The 26,236-nt window shown below is 53.7% G+C and carries 24 protein-coding genes; 7 read left to right on the top strand and 17 right to left on the bottom strand.

What is annotated here, in order from left to right; all coding sequences use genetic code 11:
• Positions 1 to 32: 32 nt before the first annotated feature.
• Complete coding sequence (queA, locus tag FCH32_RS04615) at positions 33 to 1,103, bottom strand: tRNA preQ1(34) S-adenosylmethionine ribosyltransferase-isomerase QueA (RefSeq protein ID WP_096758094.1); 1,071 nt, start codon at positions 1,101 to 1,103, stop codon at positions 33 to 35.
• A gap of 93 nt (positions 1,104 to 1,196) precedes the next feature.
• Between queA and acpH the strand changes: the two genes are divergently transcribed.
• The gene (acpH, locus tag FCH32_RS04610) at positions 1,197 to 1,778 is read left to right on the top strand and encodes an ACP phosphodiesterase (RefSeq protein WP_096758095.1); all 582 of its coding nucleotides are present in this window, start codon (positions 1,197 to 1,199) and stop codon (positions 1,776 to 1,778) included.
• Between the two features lie 167 nt (positions 1,779 to 1,945).
• Positions 1,946 to 2,548 carry a peroxiredoxin gene (locus FCH32_RS04605; RefSeq protein ID WP_048212444.1) on the top strand — a complete coding sequence of 201 codons (603 nt, stop codon included), beginning with the start codon at positions 1,946 to 1,948 and terminating at the stop codon, positions 2,546 to 2,548.
• 46 nt (positions 2,549 to 2,594) lie between these two features.
• Here the strand turns inward: FCH32_RS04605 and malZ are convergent, their stop codons facing one another.
• The 5 genes from malZ to phoB form a co-directional block, all read right to left on the bottom strand.
• Positions 2,595 to 4,412, bottom strand: a complete 1,818-nt coding sequence (gene malZ / locus FCH32_RS04600) for a maltodextrin glucosidase (RefSeq protein WP_174360574.1) — start codon at positions 4,410 to 4,412, stop codon at positions 2,595 to 2,597.
• Between the two features lie 138 nt (positions 4,413 to 4,550).
• On the bottom strand, positions 4,551 to 5,924 hold the full coding sequence (gene proY, locus FCH32_RS04595; RefSeq protein WP_115259248.1) for a proline-specific permease ProY: 1,374 nt from the start codon (positions 5,922 to 5,924) through the stop codon (positions 4,551 to 4,553).
• 81 nt (positions 5,925 to 6,005) lie between these two features.
• Positions 6,006 to 7,325 carry a branched-chain amino acid transporter carrier protein BrnQ gene (gene brnQ, locus FCH32_RS04590; protein WP_135912471.1) on the bottom strand — a complete coding sequence of 440 codons (1,320 nt, stop codon included), beginning with the start codon at positions 7,323 to 7,325 and terminating at the stop codon, positions 6,006 to 6,008.
• 412 nt (positions 7,326 to 7,737) lie between these two features.
• On the bottom strand, positions 7,738 to 9,033 hold the full coding sequence (phoR, locus tag FCH32_RS04585; RefSeq protein ID WP_096759459.1) for a phosphate regulon sensor histidine kinase PhoR: 1,296 nt from the start codon (positions 9,031 to 9,033) through the stop codon (positions 7,738 to 7,740).
• Positions 9,034 to 9,083: 50 nt separating this feature from the next.
• Positions 9,084 to 9,773 (bottom strand): phosphate response regulator transcription factor PhoB, encoded by a 690-nt coding sequence (gene phoB / locus FCH32_RS04580; protein ID WP_096758099.1) that lies wholly within the window; start codon positions 9,771 to 9,773, stop codon positions 9,084 to 9,086.
• Between the two features lie 192 nt (positions 9,774 to 9,965).
• On the opposite strand from phoB, the gene sbcD reads away from it, so the two are divergent.
• From sbcD to araJ, 3 genes are all read left to right on the top strand, one after another.
• Positions 9,966 to 11,168, top strand: coding sequence for an exonuclease subunit SbcD (sbcD, locus tag FCH32_RS04575; RefSeq protein WP_115259250.1), 1,203 nt, complete (start codon positions 9,966 to 9,968; stop codon positions 11,166 to 11,168).
• Positions 11,165 to 14,296 (top strand): exonuclease subunit SbcC, encoded by a 3,132-nt coding sequence (gene sbcC, locus FCH32_RS04570; protein WP_174360573.1) that lies wholly within the window; start codon positions 11,165 to 11,167, stop codon positions 14,294 to 14,296. The genes sbcD and sbcC overlap by 4 nt, the downstream gene beginning before the upstream one ends.
• Positions 14,297 to 14,489: 193 nt before the next feature.
• Positions 14,490 to 15,674, top strand: coding sequence for an MFS transporter AraJ (gene araJ / locus FCH32_RS04565; RefSeq protein WP_153879404.1), 1,185 nt, complete (start codon positions 14,490 to 14,492; stop codon positions 15,672 to 15,674).
• Positions 15,675 to 15,679: 5 nt separating this feature from the next.
• On the opposite strand, the gene mak is transcribed toward araJ, so the two are convergent.
• The gene (mak, locus tag FCH32_RS04560; protein WP_117342106.1) at positions 15,680 to 16,588 is read right to left on the bottom strand and encodes a fructokinase; all 909 of its coding nucleotides are present in this window, start codon (positions 16,586 to 16,588) and stop codon (positions 15,680 to 15,682) included.
• A gap of 125 nt (positions 16,589 to 16,713) precedes the next feature.
• On the opposite strand from mak, the gene rdgC reads away from it, so the two are divergent.
• A complete protein-coding gene (rdgC, locus tag FCH32_RS04555) occupies positions 16,714 to 17,625 on the top strand; it encodes a recombination-associated protein RdgC (protein ID WP_096759460.1) in 912 nt (303 codons plus the stop codon).
• Between the two features lie 53 nt (positions 17,626 to 17,678).
• Here rdgC and ppnP read toward each other — a convergent pair whose 3' ends face one another.
• From ppnP to FCH32_RS04530, 5 genes are all read right to left on the bottom strand, one after another.
• Positions 17,679 to 17,963, bottom strand: a complete 285-nt coding sequence (gene ppnP, locus FCH32_RS04550; protein ID WP_115259253.1) for a pyrimidine/purine nucleoside phosphorylase — start codon at positions 17,961 to 17,963, stop codon at positions 17,679 to 17,681.
• A gap of 71 nt (positions 17,964 to 18,034) precedes the next feature.
• Complete coding sequence (locus FCH32_RS04545; protein WP_115259254.1) at positions 18,035 to 18,712, bottom strand: AroM family protein; 678 nt, start codon at positions 18,710 to 18,712, stop codon at positions 18,035 to 18,037.
• A gap of 213 nt (positions 18,713 to 18,925) precedes the next feature.
• On the bottom strand, positions 18,926 to 19,117 hold the full coding sequence (yaiA, locus tag FCH32_RS04540) for a protein YaiA (RefSeq protein ID WP_096758106.1): 192 nt from the start codon (positions 19,115 to 19,117) through the stop codon (positions 18,926 to 18,928).
• 26 nt (positions 19,118 to 19,143) lie between these two features.
• The gene (gene aroL / locus FCH32_RS04535) at positions 19,144 to 19,689 is read right to left on the bottom strand and encodes a shikimate kinase AroL (RefSeq protein ID WP_115259255.1); all 546 of its coding nucleotides are present in this window, start codon (positions 19,687 to 19,689) and stop codon (positions 19,144 to 19,146) included.
• A 185-nt stretch (positions 19,690 to 19,874) separates the two neighbouring features.
• Positions 19,875 to 20,330: a YaiI/YqxD family protein gene (locus FCH32_RS04530; RefSeq protein ID WP_096758108.1), complete on the bottom strand. Its 456-nt coding sequence runs from the start codon at positions 20,328 to 20,330 to the stop codon at positions 19,875 to 19,877.
• 181 nt (positions 20,331 to 20,511) lie between these two features.
• Here FCH32_RS04530 and proC point away from each other — a divergent pair, with 181 nt between their 5' ends.
• Positions 20,512 to 21,321, top strand: a complete 810-nt coding sequence (gene proC / locus FCH32_RS04525; RefSeq protein WP_096758109.1) for a pyrroline-5-carboxylate reductase — start codon at positions 20,512 to 20,514, stop codon at positions 21,319 to 21,321.
• A gap of 15 nt (positions 21,322 to 21,336) precedes the next feature.
• Here the strand turns inward: proC and adrA are convergent, their stop codons facing one another.
• From adrA to FCH32_RS04500, 5 genes are all read right to left on the bottom strand, one after another.
• On the bottom strand, positions 21,337 to 22,452 hold the full coding sequence (gene adrA, locus FCH32_RS04520) for a diguanylate cyclase AdrA (protein WP_115259256.1): 1,116 nt from the start codon (positions 22,450 to 22,452) through the stop codon (positions 21,337 to 21,339).
• 99 nt (positions 22,453 to 22,551) lie between these two features.
• Positions 22,552 to 22,872: a phosphate starvation-inducible protein PsiF gene (psiF, locus tag FCH32_RS04515; RefSeq protein WP_096758111.1), complete on the bottom strand. Its 321-nt coding sequence runs from the start codon at positions 22,870 to 22,872 to the stop codon at positions 22,552 to 22,554.
• 97 nt (positions 22,873 to 22,969) lie between these two features.
• On the bottom strand, positions 22,970 to 24,385 hold the full coding sequence (gene phoA, locus FCH32_RS04510; RefSeq protein WP_174360572.1) for an alkaline phosphatase: 1,416 nt from the start codon (positions 24,383 to 24,385) through the stop codon (positions 22,970 to 22,972).
• A 106-nt stretch (positions 24,386 to 24,491) separates the two neighbouring features.
• Positions 24,492 to 24,734 (bottom strand): sigma-S stabilization anti-adapter protein IraP, encoded by a 243-nt coding sequence (locus tag FCH32_RS04505; protein WP_137362719.1) that lies wholly within the window; start codon positions 24,732 to 24,734, stop codon positions 24,492 to 24,494.
• A gap of 248 nt (positions 24,735 to 24,982) precedes the next feature.
• The gene (locus FCH32_RS04500; protein ID WP_174360571.1) at positions 24,983 to 26,179 is read right to left on the bottom strand and encodes a multidrug efflux MFS transporter; all 1,197 of its coding nucleotides are present in this window, start codon (positions 26,177 to 26,179) and stop codon (positions 24,983 to 24,985) included.
• Positions 26,180 to 26,236 lie beyond the last annotated feature (57 nt).

The following is a 26,236-nucleotide window of genomic DNA, read 5'->3' as shown; positions in this document are numbered from 1 at the left end:
ACAGTCCGACGTAAAATACTCATGCCGGGAACTTACTCCCCGACACGCTCAGAAATAGCCTGCGGATTGTACGTGATAAACATCGCATCACCGTAACTAAAAAAGCGATATTCCGCTTTAACCGCTTCATGATAGGCGTTCATGGTGTTTTTATAACCTGCAAACGCCGAAACCAACATAATCAATGTCGATTCAGGGAGATGGAAGTTGGTTACCAGCGCATCGATGACGTTGTACTGATAGCCCGGGTAGATAAAGATTTGCGTATCCCCGAAGAACGGTTCGATCAGATCATTTTTCGCCGCCTGAGCCGCGCTTTCCAGCGAACGAACTGAGGTCGTCCCTACCGCGATCACGCGATTACCGCGCGCTTTCGCCGCCAGTACTGCGTCGACCACGTCCTGCGGAACCTCCGCATATTCGGAATGCATGATGTGATCTTCAATGGTGTCTACGCGCACCGGCTGGAACGTCCCCGCCCCAACGTGCAGCGTCACAAACGCCATCTCAATGCCCTTTTCACGCAGTTTTGCCAGTAACGGATCGTCAAAGTGCAGACCCGCTGTCGGTGCCGCCACGGCGCCAGGTTTTTCGCTGTATACGGTCTGGTACAGTTCGCGGTCGGCGTCTTCATCCGGGCGGTCGATATACGGCGGCAGCGGCATATGGCCGATGGCGTTGAGGATATCCAGTACGCTGCGTTCGTCGTCAAACGCCACTTCAAACAGCGCATCATGGCGCGCAACCATCGTCGCTTTAATGCTTTCATCATCGCCCAGCAACAGTTCAGCACCCGGCTTCGGCGCTTTGGATGCGCGAATATGAGCCAGAATACGTTTGTCATCGAGCATGCGCTCAACCAGCACTTCAATCTTGCCGCCGCTGGCTTTACGCCCAAACAGGCGGGCCGGGATCACGCGGGTATTGTTAAAGACCAGAAGATCTCCGGGGTTGAGCTTGTCGAGCAAATCGGTGAAAGTACCGTGCGTCAGCGCGCCCGTTGGCCCATCCAGCGACAGCAAACGGCAGCTACTGCGCTCTGCTTGCGGATAGTGGGCAATCAGGGATTCAGGAAGTTCAAAGGTGAAATCGGTAACGCGCATGACACTGACTCAGACTAAAATAAGAGGCGGGTAGTCTAGTGCCGGGGCGCTTTCCCTGCAACCTTTACCCCGCTTTTGGACAGATAATCGATAATGAATTTTCTTGCACATTTACATCTGGCGCATTTAGCCGACAGTTCACTCTCCGGCAACCTGCTGGCGGATTTTGTTCGCGGAAACCCGGCATCCAGTTTTGCGCCTGAGGTGGTGGACGGCATTTTCATGCATCGTCGAATCGACGTCATGACCGACAACCTGCCGGAAGTCCGTGAAGCTAAAGAGTGGTTTCGCAGCGAAACGCGCCGCGTCGCGCCGATTACGCTCGACGTGATGTGGGATCACTTTTTATCGCGCCACTGGGCAGAAATCTCGCCCGACTTCCCATTAGCAGCCTTTGTCCGCTACGCCCATACTCAGGTTGCCACAATCTTGCCTGAATCGCCGCCGCGCTTTGTCAATCTGAACAATTACATGTGGTCAGAGAAATGGCTGGAGCGCTATCAGGATATGGATTTTATCCAGGATGTGCTCAATGGCATGGCCAGCCGCCGCCCGCGTCTCGATGCCCTGCGCGACTCGTGGTATGACCTGGACAGACATTACGACGCGCTGGAAGAACGCTTCTGGCGTTTTTATCCGCAGATGATGGAACAGGCCCGCCGTAAAGCACTTTGATCGCCCGACAGCACTGGGCCGAATAAGGTGACGCCACCATCCGGCAAAACATTGATAGCCAAAACCTGTCTCATTGATTGTCAGCGCCTCTTTGTCTTATTCCCGAACACTCTCTATACTGGCCCGCGTTGCGTTCCAAAAAACCCTTAACTTTGCAGGAGAATTATATGGTACTGGTAACTCGTCAGGCTCCGGATTTCACAGCAGCTGCGGTACTGGGTAGCGGTGAGATTGTTGATAACTTCAACTTCAAACAGCATACCAACGGTAAAACCACCGTTCTGTTCTTCTGGCCGATGGACTTCACCTTCGTTTGCCCGTCTGAACTGATCGCGTTCGACAAACGTTACGAAGAATTCCAGAAGCGCGGCGTTGAAGTGGTTGGCGTTTCTTTTGACTCTGAATTTGTCCATAACGCATGGCGTAACACCCCTGTCGACAAAGGCGGCATCGGTGCAGTGAAATACGCAATGGTTGCTGACATCAAGCGCGAAATCCAGAAAGCTTACGGCATCGAGCACCCGGAAGCAGGCGTTGCTCTGCGCGGTTCTTTCCTGATCGACGCGAACGGCGTTGTTCGCCACCAGGTGGTTAACGATCTGCCGCTGGGTCGTAACATCGACGAAATGCTGCGTATGGTTGACGCGCTGCAGTTCCACGAAGAGCACGGTGACGTTTGCCCTGCACAGTGGGAAAAAGGTAAAGAAGGTATGAACGCGTCTCCGGACGGCGTGGCAAAATACCTGACCGAAAACGTCTCCAGCCTGTAATTGGCATGAATTGAACAAGGCCCGCAAATGCGGGCCTTTTTTTATCTCAATGACCCGACCACACCGACGCTGAGATTGCAGGCAACGTCAGTACATCGCCCATAGTCTGGCCTTTGCCCTCTTCGTGCCGCCACTGCGCGACATTGAGCAACGGCGACGACGGCAGCACCACTTCACAGGCGTGTCCCCGGTTAATCGCCACCAGTACGCGCTGCTGGTTAAGTACCCGGACAAATACCACCACGTTATCTTCGGCGTAAATTACCTGACAGCCGCCGTGGCGTAGCGCCTTGCTACGATGACGTAATTTCGCCAACCGCTGGTACAGCGCCAACAGTTCGCCGTCCTGTTGATCCTTCTGCCACGGGAACGGTTTACGACAGAACGGATCGTTATTTCCATCCAGCCCCACTTCATCACCGTAGTAAATACACGGCACGCCAGGCCACGTAAACAGCCACACCACCGCCAGTGGCAGGCGCGCAACATCTTTGCCCAGTAAAGATTTAAAACGAGCGGTATCGTGGCTGTCGAGCTGGTTGAACATACGCAACTGCTGCTCATGCGACAATCCCGCACGGTAGTTATCCATCCACGCCATGCACGTTTGAGCATCAATAGATTGCGGATCGTAAGAGATGTCGGTGTTGGCGAGAAATCCCCAGAGCGGGAAGGTAAAACCACGGTAGTTCATGGCGGCATCTTCGGCATCGGCCTGTAACCACTGGCGCGCATCGCCAAAGTGTTCACCGACCACATAGGCTTCTGGCTGCGTTTCTTTCGCCGCCTGGGTGATCCCGGCCACATGCTGCAGATTGTTGCGCGATCCACCGGCTTCTCCCAGCATGTGCACAACATCAAGCCGCCAGCCGTCCATGCTCCACGGCGCTTTTAACCAGTGACGGACAATGCTGTCCTCGCCGCGATAAATTTCGTTCACCAGGCTTTCCGAGGCAAAATCCAGCTTCGGCAGGCTGGCGTAACCCAGCCAGTCCAATGCGACGCCGTCGTCAGAGAAATGGTACCAGTCGCGCCAGGGCGAGTCCGGGTTATGGCACGCCCCGTCTGTTCCCTGATGATGCCTGTCGAACCAGGCGTGCGAATCGCCACTGTGATTGAATACGCCGTCCAACACCAGGCGCATTCCCTGTTGCTGCGTGTTATGCCTCAGGCGTAATAGCGCCCTGTCGCCACCAAACCGGGGGTCAACATGGCGATAATCTTCAGTATCGTATTTATGCACGCTCGGTGCGGTAAACACCGGGTTCAGATACAGTGCTGTTACCCCTAAGCTTTTCAGGTACGGCAGCTTCTCGCTGATCCCGTCCAAATCACCACCATAGAACGTTGAGCCTCCGGCCTGTGCATTCAGCGGTTCATCCCAGTCGCGCTGCACAATATCGTGCCCGGCCGCGTGGTGGTAATAGACGTTATCCTGTTCTGTATCGCGCGACTGACCGCGGGCAAAGCGGTCCGGGAAAATCTGATAGAAAACCTGGTCGGCCACCCATTGCGGACCATTGTCCGGCACATCCACAGCAAACTGTTCCAGCCGCGCGGGCGGAAATCGGCTGAACCCTTGCGGGGTAAACCACAGCTGGCGATCGAGCCACAGCAGCTTAAAGCTATAGCGTCGACGTGGCTGGCCGCAGGAGAGATTGATTGCCGCGCGCCACGCGGTCACGCCAGGCTGCGGCTGGCTGCGTTGCTTATGCATGCCGAGCGAGATCTCTTCGTTATCATTTTCTGCGCGTAACGTGACCCGCTGGGGTGGATTGTCCCCTGACAGCCAGAGCGTAATCGTCAGTTTATCGTTGTTTTGCTTAACAAATGGGGCAACCGGAAGGTGCCAGGCGTTCAACATCACGTATCCCCTTTGATGAAAATGAAGTCACCTTGCCATAGGAAAGTTAAGGATCACTCATCATCTTAACGTTTATTGGGGGAGGAGTTCGGGGGAGGAGAAAATGCCGGGAGGCGCAAGCCTTACCCGGCAAAAAAATTACTGTGCTTCAGCCGGTTGACGCTCACGGCGGCGTTTGAACACCCACCCCACCAGCAGCAGGGCAATCCACGCAAAACCAACGTACAGTGAAATACGGGTATCCGGATGGTAGCCAATAAGCCCGATAATAAAGACCAGGAAAATCAGGCCAATCACCGTCGTGACCACACCGCCCGGTACTTTAAACGTCAGTGCTTTGACCTCTTCCGGCGGCAGACGACGGCGGAAGGCGATCTGCGACAGCAGGATCATGATCCACACCCACACCGTGGCAAACGTCGCCAACGAGGCGATCACCAGGAAGATGTTCTCCGGCATGATGTAGTTGAGATACACCGCAAACAGCAGGGCAATGGTCATCACCATCACCGTCACCCACGGCACGCCGCGACGCGAGGTTTTGGCGAACATTTTCGGTGCACTTCCCTGCTCCGCCATACCGTGCAGCATACGGCCCACGCCAAAGACATCAGAGTTGATCGCCGACAGCGAGGCGGTCAGCACCACAAAGTTAAGGATACCTGCCGCAAAGGTAATGCCCATATGCTGGAACGTCAGAACAAAAGGACTCCCGTCGGTGCCCACCTGATTCCATGGGTAAATAGACATAATGACGAACAGCGTGCCCACGTAAAACACGAGGATTCGCATCGGCACGGAGTTAATTGCACGCGGGATCGACTCCTGCGGGTTCTTCGCTTCACCGGCAGTAATGCCGATGATTTCAATGCCACCATAGGCAAACATCACCATTTGCAGCGACATAATCATGCCCAACCAGCCGTTACTGAAGAACCCACCGTTGCTCCACAGGTTATGGATGCCGGTTGGTTGCCCACCGTTGCCGATCCCCCAAATGATGATGCCAAAACCGGCGACAATCATAATGATGATGGTGGCGACCTTAAAGAATGAGAACCAGAACTCCAGTTCGCCAAACACCTTCACACTCATCAGGTTGATGGCGCAGATAATCAGCACTACGCTCAGAACCCAAATCCAGTGCGGCACCGCCGGGAACCAGACGCCCATATAAATACCGAAGGCGGTCACGTCGGCAATAGCGACAATCAGGATTTCAAAACAGTAGGTCCAGCCGGTAATGTAGCCTGCCAACGGTCCGAGGTTTTCCTGCGCATAGCGCGAAAACGAGCTGGCTGCCGGGTTATGAACGGACATTTCGCCCAGCGCGCGCATGATAATGTACGCCGCCGCGCCGCCGATAATATAGGCCAACAACACGCTCGGCCCTGCCATTTTGATGGCATCGGCTGAGCCATAGAACAGCCCGGTACCAATTGCCGAACCTAATGCCATAAAGCGGATGTGCCGGGTGCTCAGCCCACGCTTTAGCTTGTTATTACTTTCCATCGATTCCTAACCTGTTAACACAATAAAAAAACCACGGGGCCATATTAATAGCCCCGTGGTTAAAACTTATTGTCAGTGATATTAGTGTGCGCTGGAGGTCACTTGTCGACCTGCTGCGCGGTCCCAAATTACGGCCAGGACCACCATCACGACTGTTGGCATCAACCACGCCAGACCTTGCTCTGCCAGCGGTAAACGCTGGGTCCAGGCCGGTAACACGTCGCCAATTGCAGAAGCTTTAATGCCATCAAGGATACCAAAAATCAGGCTGATAAACATCGCAGGTGCAATGACGCGGGAAGAATTATGCCACCATGAGCGGGTAAAGCTTAATACAACCAGTGCGATACAGGGCGGATAAATAGCCGTCAGGACCGGAATCGAGATCTGAATCAGGTGGCTCAAGCCGAGGTTTGACACCACCATCGAGAAGCCGCCAAGGATAAACACCAGCGTACGGTAAGACAGTGGAATGTACTGCGCAAAGAACTCAGCACACGCACAAGTCAGGCCAACCGCCGTCACCAGGCAAGCGATGAAAATCAACGCGGCCAGCAGCAGGCTACCTGCACCGCCGAAGGTGTGCTGAACATACGCATGCAGAATTGCCGCGCCGTTAGCAGACTGATCGACCAGAATCGCGCTGTCTGAACCCAGACGGAACAAGGCGAGGTACAGCAGCGTTAAGCCGACACCAGCCATCAAACCTGCCCAGACGGTATAACGTGTCAGTAGGCGTGCTTCAGTAACGCCACGCGAACGCGCGGCGTTCACGATAACAATACCAAAGACCATCGCCCCCAGCGTATCCATCGTCAGATAGCCGTTCACGAAGCCGTTGGAAAACGCCGCAGTTTGATAGGCTTCTATGGCATTGCTGATCGGACCGGCAGGCCAGATAATCGCAGCAACAGACAGCACAACCAGCGCCAGAATTTTCAGCGGCGCGAGGAAATTCCCCACGGTATCCAGCAGTTTGCCCGGATAGAGCGACACCAGGATGACAATCGCGAAATAGACCACGCTGTAGATAAACAGCGGCAGCGCGGAGTCACCGGTCAGCGGGGCAATCCCCACTTCAAAGGAGACCGTTGCGGTACGCGGCGTTGCAAATAACGGCCCAACGGCCAGATAACAGACGGTAGCCAGTACTAAACCGGCCACTTTGCCGATCGGAGTGCTGAGGCTGTCTACACCACCGCCGACTTTCGCCAGCGCCACAACGGTGAGCACCGGCAGGCCAACAGCGGTAATCAGAAAGCCAAAAGCCGCAGTCCAGACGTGTTCGCCGGCCTGCAAACCAACCATTGGGGGGAAAATAATGTTACCTGCACCTACAAACAGTGCAAATGTCATAAATCCCAGTGCGATGATATCGCGCGATTTTAACTGATGGGTCATAAAGTCTTACAGCCTGTGGATGTGAATGTGGTGTTGTAAAGGTTAAATTTTTGCCCTTCCCTTTTGGGACGATACAGCGGCATTTTTAATCAATTCCAGCGGGAAATTCTCCCAGCCGGGCGCGGCGAAGAATAGTTTTTCGATTTACCGCGTAAATGCAGTCGGTATGACAGCACATGGTGCGCAATTTAAACGCTTATAACGTTTTAAAGCAAGGTGGGATCTAAAAACCAGAACAATATAGCGATATGAAAAATCCAGTTAGAACAAAACACCATTTCCTGGAAAAAGGTATGGGTAATAATGCGAACAAAAAACAATCAGACGTCGTAAAATTCAGGATGACTGTATTGACCCGCGTAAAAAAGCCAGCTTTCGCTGGCTTTTGGAAAGATAATCTTACGGATACGCCTCAATCGTTACTTTTGGCAAGTAAACGTTCCGCTAGCACAAAGCTAAACCGCGTCCCTTTGCCCGGCGTACTCTCGATATTCAATCGGCTGTCGTGATGATTTAAAGCATGCTTCACAATAGCCAGCCCCAGCCCGCTACCGCCCGTTTGCCGCGATCGCGCTTTATCCACGCGGTAGAAACGCTCGGTCAAACGAGGAATGTGCTCAGGCGCAATTCCAGGCCCATTATCTTCGACGCTGAACTCGGCTCCCGCCGTCGCCCGCTGCCAGCGCACGGTGATGTGCGTTCCCGCCGGCGTATGGTTCACCGCGTTATAGATAAGATTCGAGATTGCGCTACGCAGTTGCTCCTCGTTACCCATCACGCTCAGGCGATTATCCACGTCGAAGGTAAACGTGTGTTTATTCTGGCTCAGCGTTTGTGCTTCGTGCTCAGCCACGCGCAGTATCATCGGCACATCTACTTTTTCATTCTGCGGCAGTGTCGGTGCGGCTTCTATTTTCGATAGCGTCAGCAGCTGCTTCACCAGCCCTTCCATACGCTGCGTTTGCTCACGCATGGTATCCAGCGCTTTCTCTCGCGTTGCTCCTTCCAGGGGATGCTCCTGCATCATCTCCAGATAACCTTGCAGCACCGTCAGCGGCGTACGCAACTCGTGGCTGGCGTTGGCAAAGAAATTACGCCGCGCGCCTTCCAGTTGGTGCATCTGCGTGACATCGCGCGCCACCATCAGCAACTGCTTGTCGGTATACGGCATCACCCTAATTTCCAGATGCCGCCCGGTATTAAGTACCAAATTAATTGGCCGACTAAAGTCGCGCGTTTTCAGGTATGAGGTAAATTCCGGGTAGCGAAGCAGGTTAAGAATATTTTGCCCACTATCGTCCGGCCAACGCAGTCCCAGAACCTGCTGTGCCAGGCCGTTACACCAGAAAATCCCACCCTCTTCGGTGGTCAGTACCACCGCATCAGGCAGCGATTCAGCCCCGCTGCGAAAACGCTTAATCAGATTACCCAGTTCGCGGCGGCGTTTTTTGTTACGCAGTTGCATTTGATGCAGGCCGTAAAGCAGCGGTTCCCAACTGCCCCGCCCCGGCGGAGGCGTCATACTCCTGTCGACCCACAGCCACCAGGACAAACGCAGTAAATTCCAGAAATGCCAGATAAGCAGACCCGTTACCGATGCCAGTAAAAACCACGGCAGATAACCGAAAAAAGCACTAAGGATAAAAGCCGGAATGCAGCAAAGTATCAGCTCCAGTACCAGCCTTTTCCATGACAATCGTTCCAGCAAACGTCGCACTCCCTATACAACTTGATCTAATGGGCTATTTTCCGTGCCGGTCAGAAGCGGGTTGAAAAACGGTATCCCGTTCCGCGTACCGTCTGCACCATGCGATCGTGGCCGCTGTGCTCCAGCGCCTTACGCAAGCGGCGGATATGCACGTCAACCGTCCGGTCTTCTACGTACACGTTGGTGCCCCAGACATGATTAAGTAGTTGTTCGCGGCTGTAGACGCGCTCAGGATGAGTCATAAAGAAATGCAGCAGTTTGAACTCAGTTGGCCCCATATCCAGCGGTTCTTCGCCGGTCATTACACGATGCGAGGTGGGATCAAGGCTCAGCCCCTGCATCTCAATAACTTCTTCAACCGCCATTGGTGAAATACGACGCAGTACGGCTTTAATGCGCGCCACCAGTTCCTTCGGGGAAAACGGCTTGGTGATATAGTCATCCGCACCGGTTTCCAGCCCACGTACGCGATCTTCTTCATCACCTCTTGCCGTCAGCATCATCACCGGGATGTCCCGCGTCATCGCTTCACGTTTGAGGTGTTTAATGAACTGTAACCCCGAGCCGCCGGGAAGCATCCAGTCAAGCAGGATAAGATCCGGCCAGGGTTCATTGAGTTGATTCACCGCACTGTCATAGTCTTCGGCTTCTACAGGTTGGAACCCGTTTTGCTCGAGCACGAAGCAGACCATTTCACGAATTGGAGCTTCATCTTCTACGACCAGAATACGTCTCGCCATGATTTGCCCTGTTTTAATTTAATCGTTCATACCCTCTATACGCCGCCATTATGCGTCAGATTTATGACAGATTTATGAAAAAGATAGTCCAGGCTTAACCAATGTTGTTGAATTATGACAGCCCGGAAACAAGATATTCACGCCATTGCAAGGGTATAATCCCCCTCATTGCTTTTTCGTCATGGAACTCGTATGCGCATCCTTCATACCTCAGACTGGCATCTGGGCCAAAACTTCTACAGCAAGAGCCGCGCCGCCGAGCATCAGGCCTTTCTTGACTGGCTGCTGGAGACCGCACAATCCCATCAGGTGGATGCCATTATTGTGGCAGGCGATATTTTTGATACCGGCTCACCGCCGAGCTATGCCCGCGAGATTTACAACCGCTTTGTCGTCAATTTGCAGCAAACAGGCTGCCACCTGGTGGTGCTGGCAGGCAACCATGACTCGGTCGCCACGCTTAATGAATCACGCGATATTTTGGCGTTTCTGAACACCACGGTGGTCGCCAGCGCAGGCCATGGACCGCAAATACTGAAACGCCGCGACGGCACGCCAGGCGCCGTGCTGTGCCCGATTCCCTTTTTACGCCCACGCGACATCATCACCAGCCAGGCGGGACTCACCGGCAGCGAAAAACAACAGCATTTGCTGGGGGCAATTACCGACTATTACCAGCAGCAGTACCTGGACGCCTGTGAACTGCGCGGTGAACGCAACCTGCCGATCATTGCAACCGGGCACCTGACGACCGTCGGTGCCAGCAAAAGTGACGCGGTACGTGACATTTATATTGGCACACTGGATGCCTTTCCGGCGCAGAATTTCCCGCCAGCAGATTACATCGCGTTGGGACATATTCACCGGGCGCAGGTCATCGGCGGAACAGAACATATTCGCTACTGTGGCTCGCCGATTGCCCTCAGTTTTGACGAATGTGGCAAAAGCAAAGGCGTGCATCTGGTGAGCTTCGAAGACGGCAAGCTACATACCGTCGACAATCTCACCGTACCGGTCACGCAGCCGCTGGCAGTATTGAAAGGCGATTTAGCCGCCATTACCGCCCAGCTTGAGCAATGGCGCGATGTAGAGCTGCAAACGCCCGTCTGGTTAGATATTGAAATCACCACCGACGATTACCTGCACGACATGCAGCGCAAAATTCAGGCGTTGACGGAAGACCTGCCGGTAGAGGTTCTGCTGGTGCGCCGCAGTCGGGAGCAGCGCGAGCGTATTATGGCCAATGAGCGGCGTGAAACGCTGAGCGAACTGAGCGTGACGGAAGTCTTTGACCGCCGTCTGGCGCTGGAGGAACTGGAAGCGCCGAGGCGGGAACGTCTTAATCAGCTGTTTAATGACACGTTACAGACGCTTGCCGGGGAGGCTGACGCATGAAAATTCTTAGCCTGCGCCTGAAAAACCTCAACTCCCTGAAAGGGGAATGGAAAGTCGACTTCACGGCAGAGCCTTTTGCCAGCAACGGTCTGTTTGCCATCACCGGGCCTACAGGGGCCGGAAAAACCACCCTGCTTGATGCGATTTGTCTCGCGCTGTACCACGAGACACCGCGCCTGAATACCGTATCACAGTCGCAAAACGACCTGATGACCCGCGACACCGCCGAGTGTCTGGCAGAGGTCGAGTTCGAAGTTAAAGGCGAAGCCTACCGCGCGTTCTGGAGCCAGAATCGGGCGCGTAATCAGCCTGACGGCAATCTGCAGGTCCCGCGCGTGGAACTTGCCCGCTGCGCCGACGGAAAAATCCTCGCCGATAAAATCAAAGATAAACTGGACATGACCGCCACGCTCACCGGGCTGGATTACGGACGGTTTACGCGTTCGATGCTGCTGTCGCAGGGGCAATTTGCCGCCTTCCTTAACGCCAAACCCAAGGAGCGCGCTGAGCTGCTGGAAGAGCTGACCGGCACCGAAATCTACGGACAAATTTCGGCAATGGTGTTTGAAAAACACAAAGCGGCGCGCAATACGCTCGAAATATGCGAAGCGCAGGCGGCGGGTGTCGTACTGTTAAGCGAAGAGCAGCAACAGCAGTTGCAGCAAAGTTTGCAGGTACTTACTGACGAAGAAAAAATTTTGCTGGCGCAGCAGCAACATCAGCAGAAAGATTTTCAATGGGTTACGCGCAGCGAAGAACTGGTTCGTGAACAGCAGCGCGTGGCTAGCTTAGCGCAGCAGGCCCAACAGGCGCTTGCGGACGCCGCGCCTGAGCTGGCAAGACTCCAGCTCGCTCAGCCTGCCAACCAGCTTCGTCCACTGTGGGATCGCCAGCAGGAGCAGACTGCACGCCTGGCGCAAACAAAGCAGCGGATCATTGAAGTAAATACTCGCTTACACGCTAAAACCTCGCTGCGCGCGCGCATCCGCAACGGTGCACTGCGCAGCCACGAGCAACTTCAGACCGAACTTACCGCACTGGCGCAGTGGTTGGCGGAGCATGATCGATTCCGCTTATGGGGCCAGGAGATTGCGGGCTGGCGCGCACTTTTTTCTCAGCGTAGTCGCGATAAGCATCAGCTTACGGCGCTCGCTGCCCGTATCGCTGAGTTACGCCAGAAACTGGCGGCGTTGCCGGAAAATGCCCTGACGCTCACCGCGGATGAGGTTGCGGTCGCGATGGAACAGCAAGCGCAATCACGGGCTTTCCGTCAGCGTCTGACCTCACTTCATGCTCGCTATCAGCCGTTGCAAAAACGTCTGCGTCAGAACGGTGAAAGCGTGCAAAAAGCGCAGGCGCAGCAGGCCGCGCTCAATGAAACGCTCACGCTACGCCGACAGCAATATAAAGAAAAAAATCAGCACTACCTGGACGTTGAAACGCTCTGCAAACAGGAAGAAAAAATCAAAAGTCTGGAGGCAGAGCGCGCGCTTTTGCAGGCCGGACAGCCCTGCCCGTTATGCGGCTCTACTGCACATCCTGCGGTCTCGGAGTATCAGGCGCTGGAACTGAGTGCAAACCAGCAACGTCGCGACCAGTTAGCCAAAGAAGTCGCAGCACTGAAAGAGGAAGGTCTGCTGGTTCTGGGGCAGGTCAATGCCCTGACACAGCAAATCCAGCGTGAGACAGAAGAGATACAGACGCTCTCTCAGGAAGAGCAAGCACTCACTAAAGAGTGGCAGGACGTTTGCACCGCTCTGAATATTACGCTGAATATTCAGGAGGATATTACCGGCTGGATGGGCGAACAGGAGCACTACGAGCGCCAGCTTTATCTGCTCAGCCAGCGCCTGACGCTGGAAAACCAGTTACACGATCAGCAACAACAGGAACGCCAGTATCAACAACAGCTGGCGACGACGCATCAGGGGCTGGAAAGCGCCTTGTCCGCGCTGTCACTGACTGCACCGGAAGACGGCACAGAGGCAGCCTGGTTAAGCGCCCGCGAAACCGAATTCGCGCAGTGGCAGGAGAAACAGACGCAGCATGGCGTGATTCAGGAACGCATTCACGCCCTGAAGCCGCTGCTCGACACGCTTCCGGCAACGGACACCGCAGAAGCCGAAACGGTTATCCCTGAAAACTGGCGCGAAATTCACGACGACTGCGTGTCGCTGCAAAGCCAGCTTGCTGCACAGCAACAGCAGGAAACGCTGGAAAGCGAACGCTTGCAACAGTCGCAGGCGCAATTTACCGCCGCCCTGGCGGCCAGTTGCTTTGCCGATCAAGAGGCGTTCCTCTCCGCGCTGCTGGATGACGATACCGTCCGCCGCCTTGAGCAGTTAAAACAGACGCTGGAAAATCAATCGCAGCAGGCAACGGCGCTGTCCGGGCAAGCCAGCCAACAACTGCAGACGCATCAGGCGCTGCGCCCGGAGGGGCTGGACGCCGACGCACAAACCCTGCAAGCCCGGCTGCAACAACTGGCGCAACAACTTCGAGAGAACACCACCCAACAGGGGGAGTTACGCCAGCAGCTTAAGCAGGACAGCGATAACCGCCAGCGTCAGCAGGCATTAATGCAGCAGATTAAAGAGGCGGCCAGCCAGGTCGAAGACTGGGGCTATCTGAATGCGCTAATTGGCTCGAAAGAAGGGGATAAATTCCGCAAGTTTGCCCAAGGCCTGACGCTGGATAACCTGGTGTGGTTGGCTAACAATCAACTGACCCGCCTGCACGGTCGCTATCTGCTACAGCGAAAAGCCAGCGAAGCGCTGGAGCTGGAAGTGGTTGATACCTGGCAAGCCGACGCCGTTCGCGATACCCGCACGCTGTCCGGCGGTGAAAGCTTCCTGGTAAGTCTGGCCCTGGCCCTGGCACTGTCCGATCTGGTCAGCCACAAAACGCGCATTGACTCCCTGTTCCTTGATGAAGGTTTTGGCACGCTGGACAGCGAAACGCTGGATACCGCGTTGGACGCGCTGGATGCGCTAAATGCCACCGGCAAAACCATTGGCGTTATAAGCCACGTCGAGGCCATGAAAGAACGCATTCCGGTGCAAATCAAGGTGAAGAAAATCAACGGGCTGGGTTATAGCAAACTCGACAAGATGTTTGCGGTGGAGTAGTCGACAGACGGGTGCGGCTTCACAGGCCGGATAAGCGTTAGCGCCATCCGGCACAATATGTAGCATAATATTGCATACTCAGAGACGGATATGAAATGGCATTTCATTTCACTTATCCGCAAGCTATGCTCTTATTGGCGGCGAACGTTCGCCGCTGTGGCGCACATCTGCGCTGATATTGCTGGCAGGTCGTATGAAAAAAGTGATTTTCTCTTTAGCCCTCGGGACGTTTGGGCTGGGCATGGCCGAGTTTGGCATCATGGGTGTGTTAACCGAGCTGGCGCGAGATGTAGGAATTTCCATTCCTGCGGCGGGCCACATGATTTCGTTTTACGCCTTCGGCGTGGTGCTGGGTGCGCCGATTATTGCGATCTTTTCCAACCGCTTTTCGCTGAAACATATTCTGCTGTTTCTGGTCACGTTGTGTGTAATAGGTAACGCCATCTTCACCCTCTCCTCATCCTATTTTATGCTGGCGGTCGGCAGGCTGGTTTCCGGTTTTCCGCACGGCGCATTCTTTGGCGTCGGGGCCATTATTCTGACTAAACTCGCACGCCCGGGGAAAGTCACCGCCGCCGTCGCTGGCATGGTCAGTGGGATGACCGTCGCCAACCTGATTGGCATTCCCGTCGGTACCTGGCTGAGTCAGGCATTTAGCTGGCGCTACACCTTTTTGCTGATCGCCGTGTTTAACATTGCAGTCATTGCGTCGATTGCCTTCTGGGTGCCCAACATCAGTGACGAAGCAAAAGGCAAACTGCGAGAGCAATTTCACTTTCTGAAAAGCCCGGCACCGTGGCTTATTTTCTCCGCTACGATGTTTGGCAACGCCGGCGTGTTCGCCTGGTTTAGCTATGTGAAGCCATACATGATGTATATCTCCGGTTTTTCTGAAGCGCTGATGACCTTCATCATGATGCTGGCTGGATTAGGCATGGTGCTGGGCAATCTGCTGAGTGGGCGGATTTCGGGCCGCTATACGCCGCTGCGCATTGCGGTGGTGACCGACTTCGTGATTGTGCTGGCCCTGGTGATGCTGTTTTTCGTCGGCGATATGAAAGCCGCGTCGCTGACCTTCGCCTTTATTTGCTGCGCGGGTCTGTTTGCGCTGTCGGCCCCGCTACAAATTTTGCTGCTGCAAAATGCGAAAGGCGGCGAACTGCTGGGTGCCGCCGGTGGGCAAATGGCCTTTAACCTCGGTAGCGCGGTTGGCGCATACTGCGGCGGCATGATGCTGACGCTGGGTTTTGCCTACAACTACGTAACCCTCCCAGCGGCCCTGCTGTCGTTTTCCGCCATGTCATCGCTGCTGCTGTATGGGCGTCTGAACCGCCCTACAGGCGTAAATTGTATGCCGGATAAGCGCCATCCGGCATAGCAAAATTACCCCTGCGGCCACAGCCAGGCCGCACCGCGAACCCCGCTGGAATCACCGTGCAACGCCTTGCGTAAAGGCGTTTCACACTCACTGCCAAAGACGAACTGTTTAATCAATGACGGAACGGTCTGATACAACCTGTCGACATTACTCATCCCGCCCCCCAGCACGATGACGTCCGGGTCAAGGATGTTCACCACATGAGCCAACGATTTTGCCAGGCGCAATTCATAGCGGCGTAACGCCTGTTCCGCCAGCACATCACCTTCGCTCACCAGCCGAATAATATCGCTACCTTTCAGTTTATTACCGCTCAGGCGATGATAATCCGTGGCGAACCCGGTCCCGGAGATGAAGGTTTCAATACAACCTTGCTTCCCGCAGTAACACGGTACTTCCTGCCGATAGCGCAATTCATCTTCGTCCATCCACGGCAGCGGATTATGCCCCCACTCACCCGCAGTACCGTTGCCGCCGATATGCGCCCGACCATTAAACGCCACCCCGGAGCCGCAGCCGGTACCGATAATCACCGCGAACACCGTTTGCGCGCCCGCCGCAGCGCCGTCTACCGCTTCAGAGACCGCCAGGCAGTTAGCATCGTTAGCCAGACGGACCTCCCGGTTCAGACGCACGCTTAAGTCTTTGTCAAAAGGCTGCCCATTGAGCCAGGTTGAGTTGGCATTCTTCACCACCCCCGTGTAAGGGGAAATCGATCCGGGGATCCCCATACCAACGGTTCCGGTCTGTCCGGTGGCTTTTTCCGCCATATCCACCAGTGCGGCAATAGTTTCTATGGTTTGCCGGTAGTCATCACGCGGCGTGGGCAGGCGATGGCGGAAAAGTTGCTCCCCCGCATCACTCAGCGCGATAACTTCTGTTTTGGTACCACCTAAATCGATTCCTATACGCACACGCTGGTCCTCATTTTTTGGGAATATCAACAGAGTAGAGGCGAGCATGGTGTTAGGCAATGCACGCCCGCCGACAATTCGTTATTATGCCCGCTGAATTTAACGACAAGGCCGTGGAAATTATCATGCTGTGGTTCAAAAATTTAATGGTTTACCGTCTTAGCCGCGATGTTTCTTTGCGCGCCGAAGAGATGGAAAAACAGCTTGCCTCAATGACGTTTACCCCTTGTGGTAGCCAGGATATGGCAAAAATGGGCTGGGTTCCGCCGATGGGATCGCACAGCGACGCATTGACGCATTCTAACAATGGCCAAATTATTATCTGCGCCCGCAAAGAAGAAAAAATTCTGCCGTCGCCGGTGATCAAGCAGGCGCTGGAAGCCAAAATCTTCAAGCTGGAAGCTGAGCAGGGTCGCAAACTCAAGAAGACCGAGAAAGACTCGCTGAAAGATGAAGTGTTGCACTCCTTGCTGCCGCGTGCCTTTAGCCGCTTTAGCCAGACAATGATGTGGATAGACACCGTTAATGATTTGATCATCGTCGACTGTGCGAGCGCCAAGAAAGCGGAAGATACGCTGGCACTGCTGCGTAAAAGCCTGGGCTCACTGCCGGTAGTCCCGCTGACCCTGGAAAACCCGATAGAGCTCACGCTCACTGAATGGGTCCGTTCCGGGACGACTGCGCAGGGATTCCAGTTGCTGGATGAAGCCGAACTGAAAGCTATGCTGGAAGACGGTGGTGTGATCCGGGCGAAGAAACAGGACCTGGTGAGTGATGAGATCGCCGTGCACATTGAAGCCGGAAAAGTCGTCACCAAGCTGGCTCTCGACTGGCAGCAGCGCATTCAGTTTTTGATGTGTGACGATGGCTCGATTAAGCGTCTGAAGTTCTGCGATGAGCTGCGCGACCAGAACGAAGATATCGACAGAGAAGATTACGGTCAGCGTTTTGATGCCGATTTCATCCTGATGACCGGTGAACTGGCAGCGTTGATTAAAAGCCTGGTGGAAGGATTAGGCGGCGAAGCGCAGCGCTAAGCGCACCCGTCTTGCCGGATAACGCCACAAGCGGCTTATCCGGCATATTACGCTTACAGGTAACGGCAAAGATAGGACGTCGGCTCTGCGACCTGCAGATGAAATTCACTGTGCCCAGGCACGTTAAACGTCTCCCCGGCAGCATACACTTTCCACTCAGTTTCGCCCGGCAGCAATACATTCAATGCCCCGCTCACCACCGTCATCTCTTCAGGTGCCGCCGTGCCAAAGGTGTACTCGCCTTCCACCATCACACCCACGCTGGCGCGGCCAGTACTGCTGCTGGTAAAACCAATCGATTTTACTTTGCCGGAAAAGTATTCATTACTTTGAAGCATACCACTGGCCCTATCTCGTTATTAAGTTAACAACCAATATAGGGGCCTGACGTTCCCTCTGTCACGCAAAATTACGCCAGAAGTTCCGAAGCCAGACGGGCTATCAGCACATTCGACAACAGTACCGGAACGTCGAGTGATTTTTGCAGTACATCACGATGACGCTGATTAAACCCCAGGCAGTCGAGCATAATCACGTCGGCACCTTGCTCAAGAAGTTGCTTTCCAGCATCAATCAGTTGTTGTTCAGTGCCATCAATGGGATTGGCCACGGCATAGACTGGCGGCGTTTGTAGCACCTGCCATTTCTGCGTCTGGGCGGCGAGTAATTCAGTGACGGGGACAATCACACCAACCTGATGCCCGTCGACAATCGACGCCACCAGAGGGGGAATAATACGTAAGGGCTCCAGCAGGATGCCGTTTCGGATCGTCAGACGAGTAATGACCGCAGTGCTCATCAATAAAATGACGTCAAAGCCCTGATTATCCAGCACCTCAACGATACCTTGCAGCGCGCGTTCCACTTTCTGGCGCGAAACGTGCGCCAACTGTTGGTCACTGAGCAGCGTTAATAACACATCGTCGCCCGGCGAGATGGCGTACTCGGCCATCACCTCTTCCCGCCGCATCTGCCCTAGCAAACTATGGTGGGTAATGTGTTGCTCATCGATATATTCCGTCAGGAGCGGTAATACCTCACACATCGGCACAACGCCAATCGTGAGGATAGCCAACGACGTACTCATGTGTTGCTCCACCGTCTTCTTACTTTGCTGTGAATTCCCGGATAAATGCCGGGCACTGACCTGCGCTACAAATGTTCAAAAGCGTAGCAGCAGATAAGCAATACATTGTGTAAAGATTCCAAATCATTCTAATAATTTATTGTTATCGTTTACTTTTCATTTTTCGCACTCTCCAGAGACGTGCGAAAAATGTGACACAGACAGCGTCCGACCTCAGGTTTTCTGCGGATCCTCATAGCGTTTTTTGGCATCCATTGCTTCCTGCGCGGACGGATGTTCGCTAATCAACGAATTCGGCTTCGGGTGGTCAGCGCGGAGTTGATACCAGGTGACCGTCTGGCCTGGCGTACCTTTTTCAACAGTAACAATCGTCGCTTTACGTGGATAAGGGGGGTTTGTCGGCATAGCGCTTCCTTTTGAATGGATAAGCGTTAAGTATAGACCCCACCCTGCAACCGCGGCGCAGCCTGGGACATCATCGCCAGGATATCAGCCACAACCTGAGAGGGTTCGTGCGTTGCATCAACAATAAAGTGCGCCGCTTGACGATACAGCTCGTCGCGTTGCTCAAGCACTTCCTGCACCTCTTCGGTCAGCGGTTTACCGGTTAAGGTTGGCCGCAATCCTTCCTCAGGCGCGGCTTCCAGACGACTCACCAGTACCGAGACCGGCGCGCTTAAATAAATGACCATGCCGTTATTTCGCATGTAGTGACGGTTATATTCGGTAAGAATAATGCCGCCACCGGTCGCAATAACCGTTGAGGGGCCGGTCACGGCCTGCAAAGCGGTCGTCTCCTGAGCGCGAAATCCTTCCCACCCCTCTCTTTCAACGATTTCGGCAACGGTCATTTGCACATGTGATTGCAACCAGCGATCGGTATCAACAAACTGGAAGTCGATAGCTTTCGCCAGCGCCATACCGGTTGTCGTCTTACCACACCCCCGCGGGCCAACAAGAAAAAGAGGTTGCGTCATCGAAGAAATTCCCCAGAGAGCCGCCCACAAGCGGGATCTGATGCTGTTAAAGTTATAATCATACCATCAAACTAGTACATCACCAAAACGTAAAGAATAAGTTCCACCACAGACTAAAAAGCCCATTAATTCTCACTATAACAAGATTTCACAATGATGAAAGTGTAAAAAATAAATTACAGTCGTTATTTTCTACGCTGAACTTCCAGCCACCACTTATCCAGTTCAGCAGCAAAATGCTGTCGGTCGCGCGGTGAAAGCGTGTCCGGGCCTCCGGTCTGGATCCCACTGGCACGGAGTGTATCCATAAAATCACGCATCATCAGACGTTCACGGATGGTGGCTTCGGTATAGCGTTCGCCACGAGGATTCAGCGCCGCGGCCCCTTTTTCAATCACTTCAGAAGCCAGCGGTATATCCGCCGTTACCACCAAATCGCCTGCGCTACACTGGCGCACAATCTCGTTATCGGCAACATCAAACCCGGCAGGAACACGTAATGTACGGATAAAACGCGAAGGCGGCACGCGCAAACTCTGGTTGGCGACCAAAATCAGCGGCATCTGCATACGCTCTGAAGCCCGGTACAAAATATCTTTAATCACATTCGGACACGCATCCGCATCCACCCATATTGTCATAACACCTCCTGGTTCCTGTGCAATCGCACATTGTCTCGTGCTTTTACTTTCCGGCAAAGTGCTGTTTCTCCTTCTGAACATATCCATTCCGCGCTAAGCTTAACTTTCCCAGGTATACCCTAAGTAATTCAAAAGTATGACGGGTATAAAACAATGAATATCACGCATAGGGAGTGACAAGATGGACAAGAAAATTGGTTTTATCGGCTGCGGCAATATGGGCAAAGCCATTCTTGGAGGCATGATCGCCAGTGGTCAGGTTCTCCCCGGACAAATCTGGGTCTATACCCCCTCTCCTGATAAAGTCGCCGCATTACACGACCAGTACGGCATCAACGCCGCGCAGTCGGCGCAGGAAGTCGCCCAAATTGCCGATATTGTCTTTGGTGCTGTGAAACCCGGCATCATGGTTAAAGTGCTGAGCGAAATCACCTCCAGCCTGAACAAAGATTCACTGGTCGTCTCTATTGCCGCTGGCGTCACGCTCGATCAGCTTGCCCGCGCGCTGGGTCATGACCGTAAAATTATCCGCGCGATGCCCAACACACCGTCACTGGTTAATGCGGGCATGACCTCCGTAACGCCAAACGCGCTGGTGACGCCGGAAGATACGGCTGACGTATTAAATATTTTCCGCTGCTTTGGCGAAGCTGAAGTGATTGCGGAATCGATGATTCACCCGGTCGTCGGCGTCAGCGGTTCTGCGCCGGCCTACGTGTTTATGTTTATTGAAGCGATGGCTGATGCGGCCGTCCAGGGCGGCATGCCCCGTGCGCAGGCGTATAAATTCGCCGCACAGGCGGTGATGGGGTCAGCAAAAATGGTTCTCGAAACAGGAAAACATCCTGGAGAACTGAAGGATATGGTGTGCTCACCAGGTGGAACAACCATTGAGGCCGTGCGCGTTCTGGAAGCCCGTGGTTTCCGTTCTTCAGTCATTGAAGCGATGGTTAAGTGCATGGAACAGTCGGAAAAACTAAGCAAATCCTGAGTGGGCAACCGGACGTCAGGCCGCCGCTTCAGTGCGGTTACGTCCGGAATTCTTTGCTTTATAAAGCGCCATATCCGCCGATTTCAGCCATTCTCGATAGTGTTCCGTTTCTGAAGTCAGCGGTGCGACGCCGACGCTGATACGCAGAGCAACCTGCGGAGCACAGGACAATCGCAATAGGCTGAGTCGTTCGTGGACACGAGACATGGCGGCGATGGCGCTGCTCGCCGGGGTACCGCACATAATCACAGCAAATTCATCGCCACCAAAACGCCCTATGACATCGCTGCCGCGCAGCGTCATCTGCAACTGACGCGTTAGCGCGACAATAGCCTCATCGCCAACGTCATGGCCCCAGGTATCGTTAATACTTTTGAAGTGGTCGATATCGATAATCAGTAACGTGGCGTCGCGCTGATAACGGCGGCAGTTATCAAATTCATTGCGCAGCAAAAGCTCCCAATGACGTCGGTTATACACACCGGTCATACCATCTCGCGTGCTCATCACCTGCAACCGACGCTTGTGCTCAGCCAGTTTGATGACCGTCTTATAGCTCACCCACGCAAACAGCAGCGGATACAACACCAACACCGGCAGCGACAACATCACACTCAGTTGCGTACTGCTAAACACCACGGGGATGTCCGTCAGTTGCAGGGTGACCAGACATGAGACAATCGTCAACACCAGACCGGCGATGAATAACCGTATTCCCCCTGCGCCCATCAGGTTAATACAGATAATCATCAGTAGGGCCGTCGACGGTAGCAGGTTTACCCCCATCAGCCCTATCCACATTCCGGTCAGAATCGCATCGGCTTTTAAGTTGGTGAATTCGCTATGCATCGGGTCATCTGCTTTGCCCGCCAACTGCCATGCCAGATGCGGCCAGACAAAAGCCCATCCTACCAATAAAAGCCACCAGCCTCCGGTGATCGGCTGAGACACCAGGACCGACGCGATAGGGAAAAACATCCCGCCCAATCCCACCGCGCGCGGCAGCCTGATCCGTCGGGCAAATCGCAGTCCGGAGCGCTGATGGTCATTTTGATGAAGCGATAAAACCGCTTCATTTGGGACGACCTTTTTTTGATAGAAACTTTCATCATTCATCGTATTTAGGAACATTCTGAAACAAATTTCCCAAATTATAGAAAGGAGGACGTGCGCGGGAGTATGATATTTCGGGTGAGCGAATTTCGCTGCTCACCCTTATGTACTACGCAATTACGCTGCTTTTTTCAGGCAGGCACTCATAAATTTATTGCGATCATCACCTTTCAGCGACTGTTCCGTTGCCTGAACATTACATTCACGCATCTTCTGTTGCTGTGGCGTCAGGCTTTTTTCCTCGGGGGCCGATTTACTGTTTTTCAGGCAATCACTCATATAGCTCTTACGCGCATCCCCTTTTAAGGTCTGCGCTGTGGCCTGCTGGTTACAGGTGGTCATTCGTTGTTGTTGCGGGGTTAGCGTTTTCTCGGCGGCGCCAACAGTCGCTAAAAAAAGCAGACCAAAAAGCAACGTCATGACTAATGATATTTTCATAGCACCTTCCTTTTCTGAACGACGAGACACAGATAAGTCTGGCTGCTAACGATAAAAAAACCACCCGACAGCAAAAGTAATGCCGCCGGGCGTGTACTTATTTCAGCCCTAAAGCCGATTTCATGGTGTAGAACAAATCGGTCTGGTCGGTCAGGCCAACCACATTCGCCGCATGCGGCCCATAGGCGGCAATACGCAGTTGGCTGCCCGTATGCTCCTGAGATTCTTCTTCAGAGTTGCCGTAGCTGATGACCATCACCGCGCCATCTTTGGTGTTCAGCGCCTGAGTCAGGCCCGGCGCTTTGGTATCTGGCGCCACTATCTGGCTGGCATGCGCGTGATCGGCGGTTACCACCACCAGCGTATTACCGTCTTTCTTCGCAAAGGCCAGCGCGCGCTGTACGGCTTCGTCCAGATCGACCGTTTCGCCAATCTGCCCACACGGGTTAGCAGCATGATCCTGTTTATCGATTGACGCGCCTTCCACCTGCAGGAAGAAGCCTTTTTCATTTTTGCTTAACAGCTCAATCGCTTTATCCGTCATCTGTGCCAGCGTCGGCACCGTGTCGTTGCGTTTGGCATTTGGCGTACAGGTCACAGCCGGCTTATCAATGTTGCCATGATACGAGGCTTTTGGTCCTTCCCAACGCACCGGCATATTACCTTCAGAGAACAACCCCAGCAGCGGTTTATCCTGACTGGCGTCAGTGATTGCCGCAAGCGAGGTCGCGTCGCTCACCAACTGATAGCCACGCATCTGCGCCTGCTCACGCAGCGTCTTGCCCTGCCATTCACCCGCAGCAGCGGTTTCAGCAAACGTTTTTGCCCCGCCCCCCAGCGTGACGTCGGCACGGGCATTCAACAATTGTTCAGTGATTGACCCTTTACCGCCGTTTTCCAGCGCATTAGTCGGGCATTTTTCACGGGTCACGCTCGGACCGTAGCATTTACGTGACGTAACATGCGCAACCAGCGCAGCCGGAGTGGCATCCTGTAATTCAGCAGTAGAAACGTTGCCGGTAGCCAGACCTGCGGCTTTTGCCATTTCCAGAATCGTGGCGTGATCTTTTTCATGGATATCAACGCCCAGCGCACCATTATAGGATTTAACCCCGGTGGTCCACGCCGTTGCCGAAGCCGCTGAATCTGTCACGTAATCGGGTTTACCCGTTTTCTTATCCAGCGAATAGTGGGTGTATTGTCCAGTCAGGGGTAGCGCATCAATCCCTTTAAAAAAGCCGCCCGCGCCTTCGGCATAATTTCGCGCTGCAGTAATTTCTGAGTCACCCATACCATCGCCGATCAGCAAAATAATATTTTTAGCCGGTTTATTAATCAGTGAATCACGCAGAGCGGCCGTTTGATCGCCGGCTAATCGGCGAGCGCCACCCGGCATGGTGATATCCCCCTGAGCGGCGCGATTATCCATAACCGGCACAGCAGATGATTCTGCATAAATAACCGGGGTAAACAGCAAAGGTAACAGGGCAATAGCGAGTGCGCTTTGTTTCACTTTATTTTCTCCATGTATAAATACGGTAAAATTAAAACAAAGCGACTATAAGTATTTGATGTGACACTTTTATGATGATTCAACGTCGTGAGGCGCTACGCAAACCTCAATACGCTTTGGGTACCCTCTCGCCGACGTCATGCAAGGTTGTTAAACAGGCTGGCATGCGGCTTACGCCTGCCAGTGTACCCTCAATATGACGAATCAGTGTTTGCTGCTCATGCGTCGCCATCGTATGCAGCATTTCCATGATAACGCGCTCTAAGGTTTCTACCTGAGCGGCGAGGTCCTGTGACTCTTCTTCTTTTTGGGCGAGCTTAAGTAACAACTCAGTGACGAGATTTTTCATTTGTGTATTCCCTTAACAAAATATGGGTCACGGTAGCATTATGGCTCCCAACTGCCTAGGGGATGAAAGTTGTATTTTTAGCAGAAATAAAACGTTTTGCGAAAACAATCACACCGCAAAATAAGATGAATTGGGAATTACGACAGAATTATTCAATATAAAAGGGTGAGAAGCTTAATAATCACCCAATAATATAATACAAACTTATGGATAAACCCCGCTGACAGCCAACGGGGTTTATTCGCCATTCAGCGCGTGCGACGCCGACGTCGTAACGCGACAGCCAGTTGCCAAATGTTGATCAGCACAATGCTCGCGGTCGCGATAAACACCCAGCGAAAACCCGCCATGGCCGACACAGTGGCTCCCATTAACGGTCCGGCGACGTTGCCCAGATACATAAACGACTGGTTATAGCCAAAAATACGCCCAGTTACCTGGTCGCTGGAGTATTTCACCAGTAGCGTTTGCACGGCAGGAAGCATTGCGCCATCGGCAAAGCCTAGCAGGAAACGCAATACCCCCAACTGCAACGGCGTTGTGACCCAGGACATGGCGAAAAACAGCACCACGGCAAAGATAAGCGTCGCCATGAGGATCCGTTCAGTTCCCACCCGATCGCCTAATTTGCCCAGCCGGGGGGCTGAAATCAGCGCCGATATACCAGGCACCGAGGCAATCAGCCCGCTGAGAAAGGCAATATTGCCGCTGTCTGGCACCATCGATTTAATAAACAGTGCCAGAATGGGACCGATTGATCCGTTGCACAACTGGATAACCAGGGTAGTAAAAAACAGGCTGATCACCAGCGCCGGATAAGGCAACGAGGCGAACACAGCCTTGCCGCTTAAGCGTTCACTTTTTTTAATCGTTGGGCGCACACCCTCTTTAATGAAGAATAGCGTGACCATGAAACTGACCACCAGCAGCCCGGCGGTAATACAAAATACCGCGCGCAAGCCCACGTGGTCGGCAATAAAACCGCCCATCAGCGGCCCACCAATCACCCCGCTAATCTGTGCCGTAGAGAGCGTACTTAGCGCCCAACCGCTGCGTTCACGCGGAACCTGCGACGCCACTAACGCCATCGCATTAGGGATGTATCCCGACGTTAATCCCATCACACCACGCAGCAGGAAAAGCTGCCAGACATTAGTGGCAAAGGCCTGCAATAAAATCGCAATCGCCATCCCCAACGAGGCGCGCAGCAGCATCAGCTTACGCCCTTTACGATCGGCTAAACTGCCCCACATCGGCGAAACAATGGCGGAAATCAGAAAGGTGACGCTAAACGTTAACCCGGACCACATCGATAGCGCTTCATGCGAGGTCACCCCGAGCAGGGAAACATAGAGCGGTAAAAAAGGCAGGATTTGGCTGATCGCCAGTCCGGTAAAAAAGCACCCGAACCAAACGGAAATAAGGTTAACTCTCCAGGATTCCATAGGGACTCATAACGATAAGTAGCTGAAAACTGCGAGCAGCTTAACAAATTACGTGTC

Origin of the sequence: Citrobacter gillenii, assembly GCF_013337685.1 — a bacterium.
Classification (GTDB): domain Bacteria; phylum Pseudomonadota; class Gammaproteobacteria; order Enterobacterales; family Enterobacteriaceae; genus Citrobacter; species Citrobacter gillenii.
This window is presented reverse-complemented; position numbering and strand designations above follow the sequence as displayed.